The sequence below is a fragment of the Aerococcus urinaehominis genome (genome assembly GCF_001543245.1).
GTDB lineage: Bacteria > Bacillota > Bacilli > Lactobacillales > Aerococcaceae > Aerococcus > Aerococcus urinaehominis.
Genome location: NZ_CP014163.1, coordinates 1,712,960 through 1,734,507 on the forward strand (window position 1 = coordinate 1,712,960; position 21,548 = coordinate 1,734,507).

General features: G+C 42.8%; 21 protein-coding genes and 2 pseudogenes. 19 read left to right on the forward strand and 4 right to left on the reverse strand.

The window, feature by feature from the left end; genetic code table 11:
- Positions 1-13: 13 nt before the first annotated feature.
- Positions 14-289 carry a chorismate mutase gene (locus AWM75_RS08005; RefSeq protein WP_067980617.1) on the forward strand — a complete coding sequence of 92 codons (276 nt, stop codon included), beginning with the start codon at positions 14-16 and terminating at the stop codon, positions 287-289.
- A 76-nt stretch (positions 290-365) separates the two neighbouring features.
- On the opposite strand, the gene AWM75_RS08010 is transcribed toward AWM75_RS08005, so the two are convergent.
- The 3 genes from AWM75_RS08010 to AWM75_RS08020 all read right to left on the reverse strand — a co-directional run bounded on the left by AWM75_RS08010 (position 366) and on the right by AWM75_RS08020 (position 4,479).
- Entirely contained in the window at positions 366-1,679 is a 1,314-nt protein-coding gene (locus AWM75_RS08010) for a cell wall-binding repeat-containing protein (RefSeq protein WP_067980619.1), read from the reverse strand.
- Between the two features lie 83 nt (positions 1,680-1,762).
- Entirely contained in the window at positions 1,763-3,952 is a 2,190-nt protein-coding gene (locus AWM75_RS08015; RefSeq protein WP_067980620.1) for a cell wall-binding repeat-containing protein, read from the reverse strand.
- Between the two features lie 329 nt (positions 3,953-4,281).
- Positions 4,282-4,479: a hypothetical protein gene (locus tag AWM75_RS08020; RefSeq protein ID WP_067980623.1), complete on the reverse strand. Its 198-nt coding sequence runs from the start codon at positions 4,477-4,479 to the stop codon at positions 4,282-4,284.
- 222 nt (positions 4,480-4,701) lie between these two features.
- Here AWM75_RS08020 and AWM75_RS08025 point away from each other — a divergent pair, with 222 nt between their 5' ends.
- From AWM75_RS08025 to AWM75_RS08050, 6 genes are all read left to right on the forward strand, one after another.
- Entirely contained in the window at positions 4,702-5,220 is a 519-nt protein-coding gene (locus AWM75_RS08025) for a VanZ family protein (protein ID WP_067980625.1), read from the forward strand.
- Positions 5,221-5,394: 174 nt separating this feature from the next.
- A complete protein-coding gene (locus tag AWM75_RS08030; RefSeq protein WP_067980627.1) occupies positions 5,395-6,621 on the forward strand; it encodes an oxidoreductase in 1,227 nt (408 codons plus the stop codon).
- Between the two features lie 58 nt (positions 6,622-6,679).
- On the forward strand, positions 6,680-7,585 hold the full coding sequence (locus AWM75_RS08035; RefSeq protein WP_067980629.1) for a LysR family transcriptional regulator: 906 nt from the start codon (positions 6,680-6,682) through the stop codon (positions 7,583-7,585).
- Between the two features lie 171 nt (positions 7,586-7,756).
- On the forward strand, positions 7,757-8,836 hold the full coding sequence (locus AWM75_RS08040) for a hypothetical protein (RefSeq protein WP_067980631.1): 1,080 nt from the start codon (positions 7,757-7,759) through the stop codon (positions 8,834-8,836).
- 114 nt (positions 8,837-8,950) lie between these two features.
- Positions 8,951-10,465 carry a phytoene desaturase family protein gene (locus AWM75_RS08045; RefSeq protein ID WP_067980634.1) on the forward strand — a complete coding sequence of 505 codons (1,515 nt, stop codon included), beginning with the start codon at positions 8,951-8,953 and terminating at the stop codon, positions 10,463-10,465.
- Positions 10,455-11,399 (forward strand): phytoene/squalene synthase family protein, encoded by a 945-nt coding sequence (locus AWM75_RS08050; protein WP_067980636.1) that lies wholly within the window; start codon positions 10,455-10,457, stop codon positions 11,397-11,399. The genes AWM75_RS08045 and AWM75_RS08050 overlap by 11 nt, the downstream gene beginning before the upstream one ends.
- 579 nt (positions 11,400-11,978) lie before the next feature.
- Here AWM75_RS08050 and AWM75_RS08055 read toward each other — a convergent pair.
- Entirely contained in the window at positions 11,979-12,800 is an 822-nt protein-coding gene (locus AWM75_RS08055; RefSeq protein ID WP_145862473.1) for a hypothetical protein, read from the reverse strand.
- A gap of 352 nt (positions 12,801-13,152) precedes the next feature.
- Between AWM75_RS08055 and AWM75_RS08865 the strand changes: the two are divergent.
- From AWM75_RS08865 to AWM75_RS08115, 12 genes and pseudogenes are all read left to right on the forward strand, one after another.
- Positions 13,153-14,691: pseudogene (locus AWM75_RS08865) on the forward strand (ABC transporter substrate-binding protein).
- 16 nt (positions 14,692-14,707) lie between these two features.
- Entirely contained in the window at positions 14,708-14,965 is a 258-nt protein-coding gene (locus tag AWM75_RS08070) for an ABC transporter permease family protein (RefSeq protein ID WP_067980643.1), read from the forward strand.
- Between the two features lie 39 nt (positions 14,966-15,004).
- A complete protein-coding gene (locus AWM75_RS08075) occupies positions 15,005-15,661 on the forward strand; it encodes an ABC transporter permease (protein ID WP_067980645.1) in 657 nt (218 codons plus the stop codon).
- Positions 15,651-16,496: an ABC transporter permease gene (locus AWM75_RS08080; protein WP_067980647.1), complete on the forward strand. Its 846-nt coding sequence runs from the start codon at positions 15,651-15,653 to the stop codon at positions 16,494-16,496. Before AWM75_RS08075 ends, AWM75_RS08080 begins: the two co-directional genes overlap by 11 nt.
- Positions 16,489-16,914, forward strand: coding sequence for an ATP-binding cassette domain-containing protein (locus AWM75_RS08085; RefSeq protein WP_067980649.1), 426 nt, complete (start codon positions 16,489-16,491; stop codon positions 16,912-16,914). The genes AWM75_RS08080 and AWM75_RS08085 overlap by 8 nt, the downstream gene beginning before the upstream one ends.
- 2 nt (positions 16,915-16,916) lie before the next feature.
- Positions 16,917-16,985: pseudogene (locus AWM75_RS08965) on the forward strand (hypothetical protein); the annotation flags it as partial.
- Between the two features lie 33 nt (positions 16,986-17,018).
- Entirely contained in the window at positions 17,019-17,981 is a 963-nt protein-coding gene (locus AWM75_RS08090) for an ABC transporter ATP-binding protein (protein ID WP_067980651.1), read from the forward strand.
- Between the two features lie 54 nt (positions 17,982-18,035).
- Entirely contained in the window at positions 18,036-18,338 is a 303-nt protein-coding gene (locus AWM75_RS08095; protein WP_067980653.1) for an urease subunit gamma, read from the forward strand.
- A gap of 13 nt (positions 18,339-18,351) precedes the next feature.
- Entirely contained in the window at positions 18,352-18,687 is a 336-nt protein-coding gene (locus AWM75_RS08100) for an urease subunit beta (protein WP_067980656.1), read from the forward strand.
- The gene (gene ureC, locus AWM75_RS08105) at positions 18,680-20,392 is read left to right on the forward strand and encodes an urease subunit alpha (RefSeq protein WP_067980657.1); all 1,713 of its coding nucleotides are present in this window, start codon (positions 18,680-18,682) and stop codon (positions 20,390-20,392) included. The genes AWM75_RS08100 and ureC overlap by 8 nt, the downstream gene beginning before the upstream one ends.
- 17 nt (positions 20,393-20,409) lie before the next feature.
- Entirely contained in the window at positions 20,410-20,859 is a 450-nt protein-coding gene (locus AWM75_RS08110) for an urease accessory protein UreE (RefSeq protein ID WP_067980659.1), read from the forward strand.
- Positions 20,852-21,535 (forward strand): urease accessory protein UreF, encoded by a 684-nt coding sequence (locus AWM75_RS08115; protein WP_067980661.1) that lies wholly within the window; start codon positions 20,852-20,854, stop codon positions 21,533-21,535. Before AWM75_RS08110 ends, AWM75_RS08115 begins: the two co-directional genes overlap by 8 nt.
- The last annotated feature ends 13 nt before the right edge of the window (positions 21,536-21,548 follow it).

Below are 21,548 nucleotides of genomic sequence, written 5' to 3' on the forward strand. Positions count from 1 at the left end.
AAGAGGAATTGATATGTTAACAGAACAAAGAAATAAAATTGATGCCATCGACCGCGAGATTGTCCGCTTATTTGAAGAACGGACCGCGGTGGTAGAAGAAGTAGCTGAAATCAAGCTGGCTAACGGTAAAGAAGTCCTTGATGCTAGCCGGGAAGCTGCTGTGATTGACAAGGTCCAAGGCTACCTCAAAGATCCTAGCCTGGCTGGGGAACTGGCCGACCTGTATGAAAATATTATGCGGATCTCCCGGGGCCACCAAGAGAAGTGGATGGCTGAGCGCGGTGAGTAAAGTCATCGCGTGTAGAAAAATACTAACAATAAAGAAAAATACCGCCCAGAAACCTGGGCGGTATTTTTGTTAGTGATTAATCAAACATATATTCATCCACTGGGCCAAGGTAGATACCTTTAGCAATTAGACTTCTTAAAAATTGTTGGGTTTCGTGTGGGATGGTTTTTTGACCACCAATAATCGTCATGCGGTTAATGCCACGTCGTTTGATAAAGTATCCTTGTTCAGAAAGTTCTGATTCTTGTTTTTGGTTTTTAATCAAGAGGAGTGGTAACTCTAATTTAGCGGCAAAGACTGAGGCAGCCAGGGCATCAGCAAAAGCATAACCGGAGACGATAATAGCATGGCGTTTTGTTTTGGTTAGTTCGTAATTGAGAATGATATTTTGACTTACTTCAAAACGGTTTTTACCAGAAATACGGCTGGTCGCTTTCAAACCTTTTAAATGATTTTCTACTTGGCTAGAAACAGAAACAGGTCCACCGACAATTGTAAAGCTGGTTATTCTTGAACTAGCTTGTTTAATATGGTCATCAAGCTGGCCTTTTTTGGTCAAGAAAATAGGGGCTTTTTGTCTAGCAGCAACTTGGGCTATTGACAGGGCATCTGCAAAGGCATAGGCATTGGTCACATAGGCTGGACCTTGCTTACCGGTTATGCGGTACATTTCATCAGCCACTAACGCTGCTTGGTGGTAGCGATTTTTGCCGCCGATACGTTCCACGACGTAGCTTTTGGCTAATTCATCTTGCACTTTCTGTTGGACTGATTTTAGCCCGCCGAGAATGATGACTTTTTTAGTTTGTAGGCGGCGTAGTTCGGCCAGTGTTTCTTCTGGCAGTCGGTCTTCTCTCGTTAATAAAATCGGTGACTCGTAAACAGCTGCCAGGGGTGCACCGGTTAAGGCATCAGCTTCCTTGTAACCATTAGCTAAAAGTACAGTCTCAGCAGTTTCCCAACCAGCTTGGCTGATAGCCACTGCGTTAGAAAAGCGGTTGGCGCCGGCAATCCGATTATTCATGCCCAGGCTTGGTCGCGCATATTTAGTGGCTGGTTTAATAGCAAAATCACTGTTTTCACGGTAATTTTTTGTGTCATTGGTATAGGTAGTTGGCTCTTGGCTAATATTGTCATCTTCTTGGGAGCTGCTAGTTTTGACCTCAGTCGATTCAACTACTGGTGTTTCTGTTGAGACTGCTTGGTCGTTAGTTGGTTGATCAATGCTTACTTGCTGGTCTTGGCCAAGCAGGGTAGCTTCTTGGGCGCTTGGATTGCTTTGACTATTTTCTGTTAACTCATCAGCCTGCACATTTTGGCTAAAGGCCATAATCAGGCCAGGGGCCAAGAGGCTGGCAGCCAAATATCGCTTAATTTGTTTTGTATTCATCATGGTTCCTCCATCTGGTTTATTTTTTTGGTAGTTAGCTAATGACTAGTTTATTATTTAAACTTAGATACTTCTATTTCTTTTTACCCCTGCCACCATTCAGGTAATTGATGAAAGGTCACAAAATTAGCAGTAAATGATTTATAGAAAGAGTTTTGTCCACCCTCGTAATAGAAATCACCTGCTTTAACACTTAAGTGGAAGGTACCGCTATCATTGCCAAAATTAGTCATCATATTTGCATAATGTCCAGGGGAATTTTTCCATTGGTTAAAGAATGTCTGGGCAATTTTTTCTTCGTTTGTAAGGTCAAAAACTGATGTAATAAAGTTTGAGGCTGAGTTTTCACCTGAATAGCGCCATGGTCCTAAATCTTTAGTCTGATAATATTGTTTAACATTTAGCCCATTCGGGGTGGTATGCGCACCGTGAAACTCGCCAGTATCCAAATTATAACCTTTCAGATAGCCGTGACGAGCTAAGTCTAAAGTTCTTGAATGGTTAGCCGCGATGACACGTGGATCGGTATTAACCTGCAGCGGGTTTAAGCCTTTTCGAGCACGCTCAGCGTTCAATAATTTTGCAAAAGCATGGTTGAGTTTTTCTTGACTAAAAATCATATTATTATTAAAGGCTTCTATAAAGGCATATGGGACATATTCCTTGAAGTTGTTAACTGTTATTGGTGTGTTTTTAAATGAAATAGGAGTCATAGTAATCAGGTAGTCATCTAGTGGTGCTTTATAATTACCATCTCTTAAATCCTTAATTGATAAATCATGTTTAGGTAGTATAATACGTACACCATTCGTAATATTCTTCCGTTCTTCGACTATAGATAACTTGTTTCCTTTATTGGTGATTTTAGGGTTTGTCCATATACCACCTTGCATTTCAAGTGCTTCTTTGAGGGTTAAATTAGGAGAAATCTGCTTGATATCGATTGAATCAGGTATAATTTTTCCAGGTTTTAGATAAGGAGTTGCTCGTGTGAAATCCAATTTTACTTTGGTATCTGACGGTGTAGTTGTTGGATATTGAGTCGATGATTTATTAATAAATTTTAGATATGATGCCAACTTTTGACTAGTCGCAGGTGTTATTGTGCGAGGCCCGCCGATTAATGTCAGGGAGCGTACACCCATTGATAGCATGAACTGGCCAGTAAAACCTAGTTCGTATGCTTGATTGCGGACTAACAGCATAGGTGTTTTAACTTTATTGGCTAATACTGAAGCGGCCAGGGCATCCGCAAAGGCTTCGCCAGATACGACGTAGAGATGCCGGTCATTTTCCTTAAATGAGCCGTACTTGTTGATGATATTTTGACTCACTCGGTAGCGATTTTTACCACTAATTCGTTCCGTCGGTTTTAAAGCTTTTAATTGATTTTCAACCTGACTGTTAATTGAGGCTGGCCCACCGACAATGGTAAAGCTGGTAATCTTATTTTGACCGGCCTTAATATACGGGTTGACTTGGTCTTTTTTAGTCAAGAAAATAGGTGCTTTTTGTTTGGCAGCTACCTGAGCAATTGACAAGGCATCCGCAAAGGCATAGGCATTGGTCACATAGGCTGGACTAGTTTTACCAGTTAAGCGGTGGATTTCATCAGCGACTAGGGCCGCTTGGTGGTAGCGGTTTTTACCGCCAATCCTTTCCACAACGTAGCTTTTGGCTAACTCATCTTGCACTTTTTGTTGAACTGATTTTAGGCCGCCAAGTACAATCACCTTTTTTGTCTGTAGGCGGCGTAGTTCGGCAGCTGTTTCTTCCGGTAGCCTATCTTCTCGCGTTAACAAGATGGGTGCATCGTAGATGGCAGCTAGTGGGGCACCGGTGAGGGCGTCAGCTTCCTTATAGCCATTAGCAAGCAGGACGGTTTCGGCGGTCTCCCAGCCGGTTTGACTGATGGCCGCTGCGTTAGAAAAGCGGTTTGGCCCAGCAATACGGTCGATTTGGGCTGGATCTTGCGCCTCGTCTGATTGCTTGTTTTGACTAGCTGTATCTACCGCATGATTATCTGTCGCTGGCGCTAGGCTAGTAGTTTGAGGGCTGGTCTGATTGTTGGTCTGATTGCCAGTATTAAGCTCAGTGTTTTCTGGCTCAGTTGACGACACGTCAGGATCATCAACGATGGTAATTAAGTTTGGGTTATAGGTTACGGTAAAAGAGTTACCTTCATCAGCTTGAACATTTTGGCTGAGTCCGACTAATAATGTTGGCGCCAATAAGCTTGTCAGTAAGCAATATTTTAATGTCGGTCGTTTCATGGTTTCCCTCCATAAAGTGATATTGACTATAGATGGGCTGGCAGCTAACTGGTGGTTAAATATCTTATCAATAATGTGCAGTAATACACCTACCAAACTGTTAGCGCTATCTGCTTAAGTCTTGCCTGTATTTTAGCAGATGATACGAGGGTTTTTGAGATTTCGTCTCAAGAGGTCAAATTATCTGCCTAACTGGTCCTTTGGTTTAGATGATAGGATATGGTTGAATCCCAATTGTAGATCGTCTGATAACAAATAAAAAAAGAAATTCACAGGATAAGCTGTAAATTTCTCTTTTTAGTGCTTATTTCGATAGGACTAGTTTACTGTTAATATTTCTCAAACCAAACAAAGTTAGCCACCATGGCTTTGGGGAAGTTAGGGAAGTTAGTGTGCTGCATCAGGTAAAAATCACCGGCTTGGACGCTGACGTGGAAGACCTGGTCATTACCCCAGAATGACTGGCGCATCAGGTTGGAGGCCATCAGGCTGGTCACCAGACAGCTTTTTAGGGTAGTGGGCTTCACATCAATTTCCTCCGTAAAGTTTTTATGCTTATCTATTGCTCATTATAGCATAATAGACTGGGGATAAAGGGGGGTTGGGATTTTGAGGCGCTAATTTAAGACCATGGCAGAATGGCGGATAGATTAGTAATTTCTATCACCAGCCCAAGTCAAACCCCTTGCTTCCCAGGCTAAAAATTGCTAAATTAACTAGTATTCTACTGATCTGAAAGGAGGGGTTCTGTGACTAAAATCATCTCACGCCTGGCTTGGCTGGGCCTGATTTTAATTCCCATTATGCTTTATTTTTCATCGTCCATGCCCTACGAAGAACAATCCCTAGTGCCGCTATTGCAATTCCTACTACCTAATCAACCCTTGCACGGGACCCTCAGCCAAATTTCCTTTAGCTATGGTGGGGAAGTGATTAGTATCGCCACCTCTTCCTACTACCACTTTATCGAGTTCTTTATCCGCAAGGGGGCCCACCTGACCATGTTTGGCTGTTTAGGGCTGATGTTTTATCTGGCCTGGATGACCCACATTAAAAATGGTTTGGTCCTATGTTTGACTGCGGCTGGACTGACCTTTGGTATGGCCGCCTTTGACGAACTGCGCCAGGTCTATACCCTCAACCGGTCGGGTATGCTGGCCGATGTTTATCTGGATACCGTTGGCGCGATTGTTTGTATTCTATTGGCCCACTTGATCAGGTGGCTGATTGGCAAGTTTCAGGCTAGGCGGACAGACCGGGTTGTTTAGACGGACCGAGTTGTTTAAAATGATAAAGCAAATTGATGCAACCAGTAGCCCTGCTACTGGTTTTTTGCTAGGCAAGCAGCCATAAGTCCAGCTTATGATACGTTCATAATTAATTGTTATTATTTTCACAATAAAAGGCGTAAACTATAGTCAGAAAGATGAGGAGGATATCTCATGAAAAAATTAACTGATCAAGTCACTTTACGCCATGGTGCTGTCCTAAATAATCGGATTGTGCAGCCACCTATGCTAACTAACTCAGGCGCCAATGACGGCTATGTGACTGAGGATACCATCAATTATTATGCCGCCCGGTCGCAATCAGCGGGTATGGTTATTGTGGAATATTCCTACGTCAGCTTTGCTGGTGGGCCTTCCCGGTCTTGGGCGGATGACCGCGAACAAACTGGTTTTTATAATGATTCTTATATTGAAGGGATGTCTAAAGTTGCGGAAGTCCTTAAAAAAGATGGCAACAAGGCAATTATACAGCTAGCCCACTCAGGTCGGGAGTCCAACTGGCGGGCTAAGCAAGGTGAAAAAGTTTATGCGCCTTCTAAATTTGACTTTGGCTTCTTGGATTATGAAGTGGAAGAAATGACAGAGGCTGACATCCAAGCTGTCATTGATGATTTCGCTGCGGCAGCTGTCCGGGCGGTAAAATGTGGTTTTGATGGGATTGAAATCCACGGTGCCAACCACTACTTGCTCCAACAATTCTTCTCTGCCTGGTCTAACCGCCGTGATGACCAATGGGGTGGGGACTTAGCTGGCCGGATGAAATTTATTTTAGAAATTTGCCGGGCGGTCTTTAAGGCCTTGAAAGATGTGGCGCCAGATGACTTTATCATTGGTTACCGTTTGTCGCCAGAAGAAATCCATGGCGATAATGTCGGCTATTCTTACCAAGAAGCCCAGGAATTAGTCAAAGCCTTGGTTGATGAATTTGAATTTGACTATATCCATCTATCCCTACCTAAGTATGATGTCAAACCTGAGGGTCAGGACCAAACTTATGCGGACTTGTTCAAGCCACTCTTAAGTGAACCGATGAAGTTAATTATTGTTGGCGATGTCATGACTGAAGAAGCGGCCCAAGATGCCTTGAATTATACGGACCTAGTCGCTGTCGGTCGGGCCACCTTGATCGACCCAGAATTTGGTTTGAAAATTTCTGAGGGGCGCGGGGACGAGATTATTCATGAAATTTCCCCAGACCAGGTTAAAAAATCTCATTTAACACCAGGTTTGATCAACCTCTTCTCTGATCCTAATATGTATCCATGCTTACCGGGTCGGGAATCCATCTACCATCTCCATCAAGCAGGTTCTTTAGACAAATCTGTTTTAAAAGATGGTACGGGTTCAGCCTACAATTTAGATGAATTAGAAGACCTATAAGCCTAGCTTTACTCACCGTGATATAATCATGGTGAGTATTTTTTTATGGGAGGACATAATGAATTTAGACCAGCTCTTTTATATTGTTGAGATTGCCCAAACCAGGTCGCTGACCCAGGCAGCTCGGAATATCCATGTGTCCCAAGCCGGCCTCAGCCAGTCACTAGCCCAACTTGAAGATGAATTGCAGGTGACTATTTTTAAACGGACCGTCAAGGGGAGTGAGCTGACACCAGAGGGCGAGCGCATTGTTGACCAGGCCAGGCAGGTTTTGGCAGCAGTGGCTGACTTAAAGGCTGAGGCTGCCAGCATCAACAGCAATCAGCCGCTTTTGTTCAAGATGGGGGTTGCTAATGAGTTGATGGCCCAGTTTGCAACTGAGATCCAAATCTTTCAGGACCAACACCCACATTTTCAACTGAGTCTGGCAGAAGGGTTGACTGATCAAATTGTTAGTGAGGTCAGGGCGGGAAATTTGGATCTAGGCTTTATTGTGGTCAACCGCCAGCGTTATGACCAGCTCCTGGACCTGCAGTTTAAGGCAGTTATGCCTGCCCAATTTAAAGTCTATATGGCCAGCGACCATCCGCTAGCCAAGCAGGATCAGCTCAGTGCCACTGATCTGAAGCAGGTCAAATTAGCTGTCTTCACTGATGAATATATTGAGGACTTTATTGCTGATTTTACCAACCAGCACGGTCCCTTAAATGTGGTCTTACGAACAACGGCCTTTAAGCTGGTTTACGATTATATGGTCAACCAGGGCGCTGTATCTATTATTCGTGACAGTCAATTTCACAATAAACTCCACCAAGACCAAGGTTCACAAATTGTTGGCCGCGATCTCCAAACAGCTGACCGTCATCAATTTATGCTAGGCTGGCTTTACCGTGATGACCGTCATTTTAACCATCTGGAAAGGGCCTTTATCCAGGCTATGACCGCTAGCCTTCAAGTTGACTAATGTGATAAATATTACCGCCCCGATAAGCGGGGCTTTTTTGTACTTATTTGCCTGAAAAAATGACAGTCAGGAATGAATTAGAACGATTTAGGAAATCAGCCTGGAATTCCTTTGACCTGGGGCTTGGTCTTGACTAAGATGGGGGAAAAGATGGACTAAAGAGGTGACACTATGAAGGTGAAATTATGCTTAACGATGGTAGTCGCGGCCTGTTTGCTGGGGGCCTGCGACTTGATTTATGAGGACACTGCGAGCCCAGATGGCGATATTAGTAATTATTACAAGCCAAATGACGGCAACAGCTCAGGTCAAGCTAACGATGATGGCCAAGAAAGCCTTGTAGCTGAACCAGCACCAGACAACCAGCCGGAGTTACGCTATGAAGACTTATTGGGGCGGTATTATTATACGGATGGCAATTTTGCTTCTTCGGGTGGACTGGTGCTTGAACCAAATCATTTCACACGTGATAGTGGTGGTCAGAGCGTGACAGGCGAGATTAGAGATATTATTATTAAGGGCAACCATGTTGTACTTGATATAGAAAACTACCATATGTTTACGCAAGACTTGTCGGGAAAAATTAATCAGTATGATTTCTATGTTGAGGAAGTGTTGGGTCAAGAGATGTTACGTTGGGGAGATTCTTATTTAATGAAAGGTCCTGATCAACGGGTGATGAAAATTGATCAGGCCTTACAGGACGTACCTTTTGGCATATTTATTAGAGTATGGCGTGAGCGTATCAAAGATATTAAAGATGGGACCTCCTATACTGGCCCCAGTGGCTATGTAAATGATTTGGCAGCTCATATTGCGGCCCGCTATGACAAGATGGTAATGTATACGCTTTATGATTTTACTGGTGACGGCGTTGATGAAGTTGTTTTTATGCTGTCGCCGGACAAAGTGTTTGAAATCTACCGACAAACACCAGACAGAGGATTTGAGCGCATCTTTAACGATGACACCCTAGCTGAGCGTAGCGGCCTGACCTGGCTGGCCAATAACCCATTCCTGGTCCATGGATCGGGTGGGGCGAATACAGGTGGCTACCGCTTATATGAGTTCCAGGGTGAGGACCTAGTTGAAGTTGGTAGTTATGACTATGATTATGGCATCAAGCCAGATGGGGGACCAATTAACCAATCTGGGGTCTTGGACCAGGCTTATTTGGAAGAACTAAAACAGGCACCAAAGTTCCCCATGGGTAGCCTGGAGTGGGGCGATGTCTCCCGACCTCGCTATTAAAAGTGACATTTAAAATTAATCCAGCCCCTTTCCTTGTGAAGGGGCTTTTTTAAGGGTACAATATGCAATGCCTACTATAGAAAAATTAGCAACATTTAATAAAAGGGGACAGCTATGAAAGAAGTAATTGTAATTGGGGCCGGGATGGCTGGTTTAACGGCGGCTATTCACCTGCAACGCCAGGGCTACCAGGTCAGTATTTATGAACAACAAGCCATTCCGGGTGGTAAGATGCACCAGATCAAGGACCAGGGTTTTACCTTTGATGTGGGGCCGACTTTAGTCATGTGGCCGGAAGCCTATAAGGGGATCTATGAGGCTGCGGGTCGGGACTACCGCGACTATATTAAGCTGCGCCAGCTCGATCCCATGTATGATGTTTACTTTATGGGTGACGATTATGAACGCTATTCTGTGTCTAACGACCTGACCAAGCTGACTGCCATGGCGGAATCTTTGGGGCCGGGTAATGCCCAAGGGCTGCTGGATTATATGAGCGAGATGTACCGGCGTTATGAGGTGGCGGTCAAATACTTTATCCGCCGGCCTTTCCGCAACAAGCGGGATATTTATAATCCCTTTATGCTGCGGCAGACGCTGAAACTAAAAACTTTTGACTCGGCTAAAAATATGATGGCCAAGTTTATTCCTTCGAAAAAGTTACAGGAAATGATGGCCTTCCAAACCCTCTATATCGGGGTGTCGCCGGAGAATGGGCCTTCTCTTTACAATATTATTCCCCTCATCGAGCTTCTCTATGGGGTCTACTTTTTAGAGGGGGGCATGCATAGCCACGCCCAGGGCATGGCCCGGCTCTTTACCGAACTGGGGGGTCAGATCCACTACGCCAGCCCGGTTGAAAAAATTATCATTGATGACGGGGTGGCCAAGGGGGTTATCAGCCAAGGTCAGCGGATTTTTGCCGACTATGTGATTTCCAACGCCGACTTTCCTTACACCATGGTCAACCTGGTTCAAGATGACCAGGCCCGGGGCAAGTACACGCCTGATTATATCGACCAAATGGACTATTCCTGCTCCTGCCTGGTCTTTTACTGGGGAGTTGATGGGGAATATAATGACCTGGAGACGCATTCCTTTATGATCTCTCCTGACCTAGATAAAAACCTCAAGCAGATTTTTGCTGGCGACCTGATTGACCAGCCCTCGATTTACTTGAGTATCCTGTCCAATGGTGACAAGGGCATGGCGCCGACCGGTAAATCGGCCTTCTATTGCTTGATCCCGGTGCCAGAACTGGGGGTGGCCAAGCATGATTACGATGAAGATACCATCGCTTATTACCGCCAGTGGGCCCTGGATTGTTTGGAAAAGCTACCAGGTCTAGCTGACATCCGCCACAAGATTGAACTAGAGCATCTTTTTAGTCCTAAAGACTTTGAGCAGGCCTTTTCTGCCTACCGGGGGGCGACCTTTGGCTTGCAACCGACCTTGAAGCAGTCCAACCACTGGCGGCCCCAGTCCAAGGCTAAAAATTGTGAGGGCCTTTACTTTACCGGCTCGTCAACCCACCCAGGAGCGGGCGTCCCGACGGCCATGGAGGGGGGCCGGATTGCGGCTGACGAGCTAATTTTGGATGATCGGGGGGCGGCCAACCATGACGCTTAAGCCGCCAGCAGACCTCAAGGCCTCCTTCGCCTACGCTGACCAGGTCATGGCCCAGGCCTCCAAGAGCTTCTACCAAGCCTTTTCCCTCTTGCCCAAGGACCGCTTTTTAGCGGTGACGGCCCTCTATGCCTTCAACCGTTATGTGGATGATGTGGTTGATGAAGATTTGGGTGCCAACCAACCGGCCGATATTGTCGGCCACTTAGAAGACCTGGCTGACAACCTAGATCGGCTAGAGACTGACCAGGCAGTGGCCCCGGTCTTCGCTGATTTGGCTTGGTGGCCGGCCTTTGCCTGGACGGTGAGAACTTATGGCATTGAAATTTCTGCCCTCAAGGCCCAGATCAAAGGGCAGCTGCTGGACATGGCTGATTTTAAAGTGACTAGCCTAGCGGATTTGGTCTACTATAGCCAGCACGTGGCCGGGTCGGTGGGCTTGATGATGCTACCTATACTGGTGGCGGAGGGTCAGGATGCTAGGGATCCCGACTTGCGGGCGGCCTGCCAGGACTTAGGGGTGGGCATGCAGTTCACTAATATTTTGCGCGATGTCGGTGAAGACTACCGCGACCGCGGGCGAATTTACCTGCCCCGTGACCTGATGGCCCAGTATGGGGTCGATGCAGCTATGATTAGCCAGCTGAGCCAGGAGGAGGGGGCTGACCTTGCTGTGCCGCCAGCCTTTGCGGCCTTGTGGGAGGACCTAGCTGGTCATGCTGACCATTACTATCAAGGCATCTTTAACCACTTACCAGCCTTCCACCCCCGGGCCCGCTTGCCGCTAGCGGCTTCGGCCCTGATTTATCACGGTATTCAGGATGCCGTGCGGGCAAACGGCTATAACTGCCTGACCCAGCGCAATTACACCAGTAAGCTGGACCGCTTGCGCCTCATTAAAAAAGCCCAGACCAAGTTGAAGGGTCTGAGCTCCTAAATAGAATTTTAAGCAACCAGGCTGAGGGTAGTAGTCACTGCCCCAGCCTGGTTTTTCTTTTTGAATTGTACCTGAGCCGATAGGGGGAGGGCGGGGAAGTAGCTTAAGGTACCCAGTTAGGCTATTTCAGCGCAGCTTCAATGGCGAATTATCCATTTCTCGGGCGATGAAGTAGCTTAAGCCAGGCAGTTAAGCTATATCAGCTCGGTTTCGCTGTCATGTCGCCTTTTCCATGGGTGGTGAACTAGCTTAAGGTACCCAGTTAGGCTATTTCAGCGCAGCTTCAATGGCGAATCGTCCAGTTCTCGGGCGGCGAAATAGCTTAAGTCACCTAGTTAGGCTATATCAGCTCGGTTTCGCTGCTATTTCGCCTTTTTCTTGGTCCGCGAACTAGCTTAAGCCGCCTTGTTAAGCTAGTTCACTATGGGTTCAAGCTTGTGAGTTAGACTAAAGTCTAAAATTAAATGAGCTATTTTAAGCAATATCACTTGATTAAAGTAAAAAGAACTGCGACCGCGGTCACAGTTCTTCTGATTTAACCAGATAAGCTTAAGGTTTTATGGGAGTCGCAGACCTAGCCTAGTCGGCCATGAGTCCCTGGCCTTTTAAATACCGGTAGTGGTCCAGGGCGGTGACCAAGTGGATGGCGCCAGCTTGGGCTAACTGGTTGCTATAAAATGCGGCTTTTTCCGGGCCAAAAAGAGCTTCGGGTTGGGGGTCAGCCTTGATGTCGGTGTGGCGAACCAGCCGCGACCAGTTTGGTAGGAGGGGCATGGGTAGGGGGGCAAAGTCGACCGCGGCCTGGAGGTCAAAGATTTGCTTGTAGAGCTGGTGGTTGGGGTCCAAGTAGTCAAGGACAATCACAAAATCAGCGTCTTTAAGTCGGGTCAGGCGCCGGTCCTTTCGCCAGTCCGTTTCCCTATCGAAGGGACCAGTGACCTGGCTTTCGATACCCAGGGCCACCAGTTGCTGGCTAAGGAAATGGGCGACCTGGGCTTGGCTGTCATCTTGGTAAATAATATCAACCAGGTTACTTTGTTCAAGCCAAATCCGGTAGTTTTCCAGCATGGTCTGGTTGTCATAGTAACCAATTAGGTCCTGACTCAGCAGGCGGTAGTGGTGGTAGGCCCAAGCAGCCGGGCTGGTGTCGGCTAGCAGGTCAGGGCGGTGGAATTTAAGATAATTCTGCAGGTCAGTGTATGTCAGCCCATCAATGGCATAGAGGTCGCCGCGCAAACTTTCTGGGTCCAAGCCCTGTTTCTGGGCAAAACTTTCTTCATCGAGCTTAACAATATCAGCTGCCTGGTCAAAGAGCCGGGCAAGTAGGTCGGCCTGGTCGTTGTCATAAGGACGTTCCGCATAGGCGCTAAATTGAGTGTGCATGAAGTCTCCCTTCCGCATTAAGCAGTGGCTAAAGCAACAATTTTCTGTCTCTAATATAGCATGATTTGCGGCTAAAGGCTCGCCTGAAGCTAGGGAAAATGAAAATTTACAAAAGACTCACACTAAATTTACCGGAAGTTAACAAAGGAAGTTGAGGTGGTATTTAACTAGTTTGGTTTTTATTTTTCTGAAAACTATCTTCTTAAGAGCCAATATGAACCTCTAATCTTTGAATTTACCCATAATAAAAGCTAATTATAATTTGGATAATTAAATACTTCGAAAGATTTCGCTTTATGAATTTTTAAAAACTAAAAAATTAAACTAGGAGTATAATTACTCTGTTATTTTTTGCAAGGAGATGGAATGAATGAGAAAAAGGAATAAATTATATTTTGTTGGGCTAGCTAGTATACTTTCGTTATCGTTAGTAGCTTGCCAATCAAATATAAGTAGTGAGTCGGTTGCTGATGAATCTTTGGTCTATGTTGATCGGGATATTAATTCTACACTAGATCCAGATAAGCCGCTCACAGATTCCTATTTGAAAAGAGCTGGTGCAGCAGAAGCATTGTTCTGGGTTAACAGCAAAGGTGAGGTTGAAAATCAATTAGCTGATAAAGCTGAACAAATTGATGATACCCACTGGAAAATTCATTTAAATCCTAAGGCTAAATATTGGTCAGGAGAGCCAGTAACTGCGGATAAGGTCATTGCTTCTTATGAACGTTCTAAAGCGGTTAATCCCTCAGTTGAAAGTTTATTACGTGGGTTAACATTAACTGCAGATAGTGAAAAAGAGATTAGTGTTGTGAGTGATATCCCTGGTTTGGATGTGCCTTTGAACCTATCTAAAATTACTATTCTAAACCCTGATAAATCCTTTGAAAGTGTTGATCAAGTTGATTTAACGGGACCATATAAGATTGAAAAATTTACCCCTAAACAGTCTTTAGAACTAGTTAGAAATGACCAATACTACGGAGATTTAGCAAAAATTGAGCATGTTACGATGCAAGAAGTATCGGATTAACAGTCACGTCTGATCGCTCTAAAATCAGGACAAGCTGATATTGTCGGCCATTTATCAACTGCCAATGCTAAAGAAGTTGAAGAAAATTCTAAGGAAGACCTAATTAATTCAAAATCTAGCTCAACGCTATCTGTTTATCTTAATCAACAACGCGGTCCATTATCTGATAAACAAGTACGTCAAGCTCTAGCTTGGGGAACAAATCGACAAGCTTTATGTGACAGTGCTTGGAATGGCTATGCTGCACCAAGTGCTACTTGGTTAGGTACTCATCCAAGCTTTAGTGAAGAAGCTACCGCTGTCTATCCTAAGTACGATAAGGCAAAGGCAGAGGCGTTATTAGATCAGGCTGGCTGGAAAAAAGAGGCAGATGGTATCCGCTATAAGGACGGTCAGCCCCTTGAATTGAAATTAATGACTTGGGGTACTGATAAGCTGCTAGGTGAATCTTTGCAAGGTCAGTGGATTGAACTAGGTGTTAAAGTTAATTTAAACCATGTTGATTATAGCGTCATTGAACAGGCGCGTGAAAATGGTGATTGGGATGGTATCATCGAGGCTTGGGATACTTTTGGCGACTTATATACTGGTTTATCTCAAGAATTTTCAAAAGATGGCTCAATCAATTACGGTAAATACTATAATCCTGAAGTTGAATCACTATTGAATCAGTTATCTCAAGAAGGCGATAGTCAAAGACAAAATGAGATAGCCAAAGAAATAAATAGAATGACTGCTGAAGACGCACCGTTAATTGCACTTATGCCACGCCCTTCTTTATATGGTAAGCAAAAAGATGTAAAAGGCTTTGAGGCGCATTTTATGCAGTTTGAAAATGTCATCTCCAATAAATTAAGCGTTAATTCGGGCAATTAGAGAGAAGGCTTGTTTATTGAAATGGTTAATTAAACACTTTATTGAGCTAATAGTCACATTGTTAGCAGCTTCTTTGATTATCTTTATGCTATTAAGACAGATTCCAGGAGACCCCCTAGTGCGACTTTATAGTCAAAGTGGTGGGTTAGCAATTGACCAAGTGATTCAAAGTCAAGCTTTACAAGAACATAAAGATGCTTTGGGCATGAATTTGCCTTTAATCACTCAGTATTGGCATTGGCTTTATGATATTTTACATTTTGATTTTGGCTAGTCTATATTAACTGGAGAATCTATACTTGCTAATATAAAAATGTTTTTACCACAGTCACTATTATTAGCAAGCGTTTCTACTATTTTTGTAGTGATTATTGCAGTTGCTGGAGCATGGATTGGTGTGTACTACGTTAATGAGTGGCCTGATAGAATCTTAAAAGTCCTAACTATATTGGTTCGCTCTCTTCCTTATTTTGCGGTCGCAATTGCTTGTTTAATACTGTTTACTGTAAAATGGCCGATTTACCAATTATTAACAGGCACTATTTGGCAACGCTTGTGGTTGCCGACGCTTGTGATTATGTTTACTTCAAGTCCTGTGATCATGCGCCAAATTTACCAACGTTTATTGGAAGAGATGACTAAACCTTATATCACTAACTATATGATGATGGGTTTTTCAAGGAAACAAGTTATGTGGCGCGCCTTAATGAATGCTAGGTTACCTATATTAACATTAGTGGGTATATACTTTTCTCAGTCAATTGGGGGTATGGTTGTCACGGAAGAAATATTTGCGTGGTCTGGTTTAGCTAAATATGGTTTGGAAGGTATCATGGCTCAAGACTATCCGATTATCCAAGCTTATATGGTTGTCGTTCTTGCGATTGTAATTATTTTTAATCAAAGCTTAGAACTATTTTATCCTCTAATTAATCCAAGGCTTAAAGGGGGATTAAAGCATGCAGTGTAAAGGTAAATTATTAGCATTGCTAGGATTAGGTTTATTAGTAATTATGTGCTTATTGTTCACCATGGCTCCAATGATTACCCCTTACAACCCTTTATTGAATGATTCGAGTCAGGCATTTTTACCACCTAGCTGGCAACATTTATTTGGCACAGACCATTTTGGTCGTGATATTTTTTCACGAATTCTTTATGGAGGCAGACTAACAGTATTTTTAAGTTTCGTAAGCATGCTTTGTGCTGCCACAATTGGCGTTTTTTTTGGTGCCATTAGCGCTTATTTTAGTGAACACTGGCCCGATCGCTTGATTATGAGGTTATCAGATATTTTACTAGCAATGCCTTATATTGTTTTAGCCATGTTAATTTCAACTGTTTTTGGTAGAGGTCTAACGCAATTACTAGTTTTGGCTATTGCAGTATGGTGGGCGCCCTTCGCTAGGCTCAGTCGTGAATTGATTTTAGAAGACAGTATCGATGAACGTGTATTAGCTGCCAAAGTGTTAGGTGCTAATCCGTTACAGTTATTTTTTAAAGAGATCCTCCCCAACTTATTGACGCCTATCACTGTACAGATGACTTTTGAAATGGCAAGTATGATTGCTTCTTTAGCAACGGTGTCTTTTTTTGGCATGGGCGCACAACCACCACAGCCAGAATGGGGAGGCATGCTAGCTGATGCTAGGCCTTACATGATGCAGGTGCCCCAACTTTTAATTTGGCCAATTTTAAGTATTTTTACCTTAATTGTTGCGCTTAATCTACTAGGAGAGGGGCTTAAAGCCCTTTATCAACCTTATCACCTTGTTTCTTTTGGTGAGGAGGTAAAAGATGACTGAACCAATTATAGAAGTAAAGAACTTGACAATTTCCTATATGTCTAATCAAAGCAAAGTTACTGTCTTTAAAAATATTAATTTCCAGGTTTATGCTGGGGAGCGAGTAGTCCTTCTCGGGCCTTCAGGAGAAGGTAAATCGACCTTAATAAATTTTTTGATGGGCGTTTTACCTGACAACATGATGATTGAAAGCGGCAGTTATTACTTTTTAAATGAAGCTGTATACGAATCAGGTAAGTATCAACCTATTATAAAGACGATGCGTGGTCGGGAAATCGGTCTAATTATGCAAGATGCAATGCTAACTCTAAATCCTAATCGAAAAGTAATAGATATTTTTAGGGAAGTAGCTAGGCAGCATGTTATATGTTCCGAATCACAGATTGAAAAAAAGTTAAGCGTTTATTATCATTTTTAAATATTAGTTCTCCAGATGATGTTTTAGCTTCCTATCCGTATCAGCTTAGTGGGGGGCTGTGCCAACGTGTTAGCATTGCTTTAACTTTATTTTGCCAGGTAAAAATGCTACTAGCTGATGAACCAACTTCTGCTTTAGACCCAACTAGCTGTCAACAAGTTATTGAATTGTTGAAGCAGTTATCAAATGATATGAGCCAGCTGATTATTACTCATGATTTATTTTTTGCCCAGAAAATCGCTGACCGGATAATTGTTCTTGACAAAGCTATGCTGTCAACAGCGGACACAGATATATTTTTTAATCAGCAAAAAAATACTATAGGTCAATCAATGACAAATCATGCTAGTGAATTTAAGGCGACAGCATCAGTAGATGTTCCTGAAACTGAAATTATATTGAAAATATCAGAGCTAAATAAGTCCTATAATAATCGAAAAATTATAGATAATCTATCATTAAATATACACTATGGAGAAGTTATAGGATTAATAGGTGAATCTGGTTGTGGCAAATCAACTCTAGTTAAGTGTGTCATGGGCCTAGCTCATCATGTTACGGGGAATATTTACTTTGAAGGGCAGAATTTAAATGCTTTGTCATCTGGTGAACGCCGCCAATACGCTAGTAGTATGCAGATGATATTTCAAAATGCACGTGGTGTATTAAATCCAAAAAAACGCATCATTGATATAGTCTGTGAAGGTTTAAATTATCAAAAAAAATATCGAAAGTCTGAACGTAATCATTATGCTAAAAAATATCTTAAGCTAGTTGGTTTAGCGCAAAAACATTGGCTAAAAAAACCGCCTCAATTAAGTACTGGTCAATGCCAAAGAGTTGCTTTGGCGCGGGCGTTAGCAGTTGAGCCGAAGTTCCTTATTTGTGATGAAGCAACCTCCGCACTTGATTTAAAAGAAGCCGTGAAACTACTAAATATATTAAAAAAATTATCGGAAGAAGAACAATTAACTGTTTTATTAGTAAGCCATGATTATTACCTCCTAAACAATTATTGTCATCGTGTTGTTCAATTGAACGAAGGCACGATAAAGGAGGTGAGATAGGCAAAAAATTAAATGCTTATTATATTTATCTATTAAAAGAAAGAAGGTATTCTTGTGAAGCTTACAAGTAGAGAACGCGACAAATTACTTATTGTAGTAGCAGCTGAAGTTGCTCGTAGAAGAAGAGCTAAGGGAATTAAATTAAATTATCCTGAAACAATCGCATTGATTACTGACGAAGTAATGGAAGGCGCTAGGGAGGGTAAAACTGTGTCCGAACTAATGTCTTATGGCGCAACTATTTTATCTGAAGACGATGTCATGGAAGGTATTGGATCGATGATTCCGGATATTCAAGTAGAATGTACTTTCCCTGATGGTACTAAGTTGGTAACAGTTCATCATCCAATAAGATAAGGGGGGTTAACAGATGATTCCAGGAGAATATTTTTATAGTGATACACCGATAACTTTGAATGAGGGGTGTCAAACCAAAACCATTAAAGTAATTAACACTGGTGATCGTCCTGTCCAAGTAGGATCACACTATCACTTTTTTGAAATTAATAGAGATATGAAATTCGATCGTCAAGCTGCCTTTGGCTATCGTTTAAATGTGCCTGCTGGTACAGCGGTACGTTTTGAACCACAGGATGAAAAAGAGATCGAATTAGTTGAAATTCGAGGTAACCGTGAAGTATATGGCCTAAACAATAAGACCAACGGTAAGCTAGATATGATAGAATTGGGGGCCTATGATGAGTAGAGAAATTTCTAGAAAACAGTATGTTGATCTCTACGGACCAACAACTGGCGATAAGGTACGCTTAGGTGATACAGATATCATTATTGAAGTAGAGAAAGACTACACTAACTATGGCGATGAGTTAGTCTTTGGTGGAGGCAAGGTCGCCCGTGAAGGTATGGGGATGGATTCTCGTATTTTACGTTCAGACCAGGTACCTGATGTTGTGATTACTAATGCTTTAATCCTTGATTATACTGGTATTATTAAGGCTGATGTAGCCATTCGAGATGGAAAAATCCAAAAAATTGGTAAAGCTGGAAACCCGGGCACAATGGATAAAGTCGACATTGTTTGTGGGAATGCTACAGAAATTATCGCTGGTGAAGGACGAATTCTAACCGCAGGCGGTATTGATACTCATGTCCATTTTATCTCACCGGAACAAGCTGATGTCGCTCTTGAAAGTGGTGTAACTACTCTATTTGGTGGTGGGACTGGTCCAGCAGCTGGCACCAAAGCAACCACATGTACACCAGGTGCTTGGAATATTGAACGTATGTTACAAGCTGTTGATGGATTACCTATTAATGTTGGTTTACTTGGAAAAGGTAATGGTGCGGTAACAGCCCCACTAGCTGAACAGATTGAGGCAGGTGCAGCTGGTCTGAAAGTCCATGAAGACTGGGGAGCAACCTTTGCTGCTATTGATAATTCGCTAAAAGTTGCAGATGAGTATGATATTCAAGTAGCGATTCATACGGATACACTAAATGAAACAGGATTTGTAGAACGGACCGCTGAAGCTATCGGTGATCGTGTCATTCACACCTTCCATACTGAGGGTGCTGGGGGTGGTCATGCGCCAGATATTATTAAATTAGCTAGCTTACCAAACGTTTTACCGGCATCAACTAACCCAACAATGCCATATACAACGAATACACTAGATGAGCACTTAGATATGTTAATGGTATGCCACCATTTAAATCCAGATATTCCAGAAGATGTCGCTTTTGCGGATTCTCGTATCCGTAAAGAAACGATTGCAGCCGAAGATATTCTTCAAGATATGGGTATCTTTAGTATTATGAGTTCTGACTCTCAAGCAATGGGTCGTGTCGGTGAAGTTATTACCCGTACTTGGCAAGCAGCAAGTAAAATGAAAATGCAAAGGGGACCGTTACCAGAAGAAACTGGTGATAATGATAACTTCCGTGCTAAACGGTATATTTCAAAATACACTATTAATCCAGCATTGGCTCAAGGCATTGCGGACTATGTTGGCTCAGTTGAAGAAGGTAAATTTGCTGATCTCGTTTTATGGGAACCAGCTTTCTTTGGTGCCAAACCAGAATTAGTGATTAAAAGTGGTATGGTTGCAGTTTCAGAAATGGGAGATTCAAATGGTTCAATTCCTACGCCACAACCAGTTACTTATCGCCATATGTATGGCGCATACGGTGAGGCTTTAGCTAAATCTTCCTTTACCTTTGTTTCTGAGGCAGCGCAACATAATAAAATTAAAGATAAATATAATTTAAGGAAAGAGACATTACCTGTCCACGGCATTCGTAATCTAACTAAAAAAGATATGAAATTTAATGATGCAACCCCAAGACTCGATGTTGATCCGCAAACCTATGAGGTCAAAGTAGACGGTAACCCTGTTACCTGTGAACCGGTTGATGTCTTACCGTTAGCTCAACGCTACTTCTTATTCTAAGCAATAAAGGAGGCACTATGTTAATTACTGAAATCCAAGGGAACTTAAGAGATAAATCTGGTTCTGATCATAAACATCAAGAATTAGTTTATGTTGAAAACGAGAACCTAGCTAGACGTTTACATCATTTAACGACTGATCACGGCAATGAGATAACTGTTAAGCTATCTCGTGGTGACCATCTCCATGTAGATGATATCTTATTCGAGGATGATAATAATCGAATCGTTGTTAAAGTACTTGAAGAAGACTGCATTGTGATTAGACCTACTAGTATTCATGATATGGGTATCATTGCTCACAATTTAGGAAATCGTCATCTACCAGCTCAATTTATGGATGATGCGATGCTTGTTCAATATGACTACCTTGTAGCGGAGCTATTAGATAAAGAGGGTATTCCATTTACAAGGGAAAAAATTAATCTACCTGAACCATTTAGACACGTGGATCATCGCCATGTCTAATGCATTATTATTACTCCAAATGAGTGACTCAAATTTTCCAATTGGGTCTTTTAGTCACTCATTTGGATTTGAAACGTATATGATGGCAGGTAAGATTAATAACGCAGATGAATTTGCCAAATGGTTGGATACTTATTTATATGATCAAGTTGTGTTAAGTGATGGTTATGCTGTGGCCCGCGTAGTTGAAGCCTTAGACAATCATGATTTAGCATCTGTATGTGCGTACAATGAACAATTAAATGCTTTACTATCGCCAAAAGAAGTCCGAGATGCTAATTTACGCATGGGCAGGCAATTCTTAAAGCTAGCTAAACAACTACATAATGATGAGACGCTAGACGCTTATCAAAATCTTATTAAAGAAAAGCGAATATCACCGCATCAAGCTATTGTATATACTTTGCTAGCGCATAACATTGGTGTTGATCAGAAGACGACGATTGAGACCTATTTAATGAATATGCTTATTTCGATTGTACAAAATGCTGTTCGGGGTATTCCAATCGGACAAGTTGCAGGGCAACGCTTAATCTTCTCTTATCAAGATTTGATTTCTAAGTGGTCATTAGAATTGATTGAAAATGTAAATGTACCTTTTGGTGTAGCAAGCCCTGGGTTAGAAATTGCTCAGATGCAGCATGAATTTTTACGAGCAAGAAACTTTATGTCGTAAGTAAGAAATGGAG

What these genes read in the sequence shown, in the direction of transcription:
- AWM75_RS08050 (WP_067980636.1), top strand. Translation starts at nt 10,455, where the DNA reads ATGACGCTTAAGCCGCCAGCAGACCTCAAGGCCTCCTTCGCCTACGCT.
- AWM75_RS08100 (WP_067980656.1), top strand. Translation starts at nt 18,352, where the DNA reads ATGATTCCAGGAGAATATTTTTATAGTGATACACCGATAACTTTGAAT.
- AWM75_RS08090 (WP_067980651.1), top strand. Translation starts at nt 17,019, where the DNA reads ATGCTACTAGCTGATGAACCAACTTCTGCTTTAGACCCAACTAGCTGT.
- AWM75_RS08110 (WP_067980659.1), top strand. Translation starts at nt 20,410, where the DNA reads ATGTTAATTACTGAAATCCAAGGGAACTTAAGAGATAAATCTGGTTCT.
- AWM75_RS08040 (WP_067980631.1), top strand. Translation starts at nt 7,757, where the DNA reads ATGAAGGTGAAATTATGCTTAACGATGGTAGTCGCGGCCTGTTTGCTG.
- AWM75_RS08005 (WP_067980617.1), top strand. Translation starts at nt 14, where the DNA reads ATGTTAACAGAACAAAGAAATAAAATTGATGCCATCGACCGCGAGATT.
- AWM75_RS08045 (WP_067980634.1), top strand. Translation starts at nt 8,951, where the DNA reads ATGAAAGAAGTAATTGTAATTGGGGCCGGGATGGCTGGTTTAACGGCG.
- AWM75_RS08030 (WP_067980627.1), top strand. Translation starts at nt 5,395, where the DNA reads ATGAAAAAATTAACTGATCAAGTCACTTTACGCCATGGTGCTGTCCTA.
- AWM75_RS08010 (WP_067980619.1), bottom strand. Translation starts at nt 1,679, where the DNA reads ATGAATACAAAACAAATTAAGCGATATTTGGCTGCCAGCCTCTTGGCC.
- AWM75_RS08080 (WP_067980647.1), top strand. Translation starts at nt 15,651, where the DNA reads ATGCAGTGTAAAGGTAAATTATTAGCATTGCTAGGATTAGGTTTATTA.
- ureC (WP_067980657.1), top strand. Translation starts at nt 18,680, where the DNA reads ATGAGTAGAGAAATTTCTAGAAAACAGTATGTTGATCTCTACGGACCA.
- AWM75_RS08015 (WP_067980620.1), bottom strand. Translation starts at nt 3,952, where the DNA reads ATGAAACGACCGACATTAAAATATTGCTTACTGACAAGCTTATTGGCG.
- AWM75_RS08055 (WP_145862473.1), bottom strand. Translation starts at nt 12,800, where the DNA reads ATGCGGAAGGGAGACTTCATGCACACTCAATTTAGCGCCTATGCGGAA.
- AWM75_RS08035 (WP_067980629.1), top strand. Translation starts at nt 6,680, where the DNA reads ATGAATTTAGACCAGCTCTTTTATATTGTTGAGATTGCCCAAACCAGG.
- AWM75_RS08115 (WP_067980661.1), top strand. Translation starts at nt 20,852, where the DNA reads ATGTCTAATGCATTATTATTACTCCAAATGAGTGACTCAAATTTTCCA.
- AWM75_RS08085 (WP_067980649.1), top strand. Translation starts at nt 16,489, where the DNA reads ATGACTGAACCAATTATAGAAGTAAAGAACTTGACAATTTCCTATATG.
- AWM75_RS08075 (WP_067980645.1), top strand. Translation starts at nt 15,005, where the DNA reads ATGTTTTTACCACAGTCACTATTATTAGCAAGCGTTTCTACTATTTTT.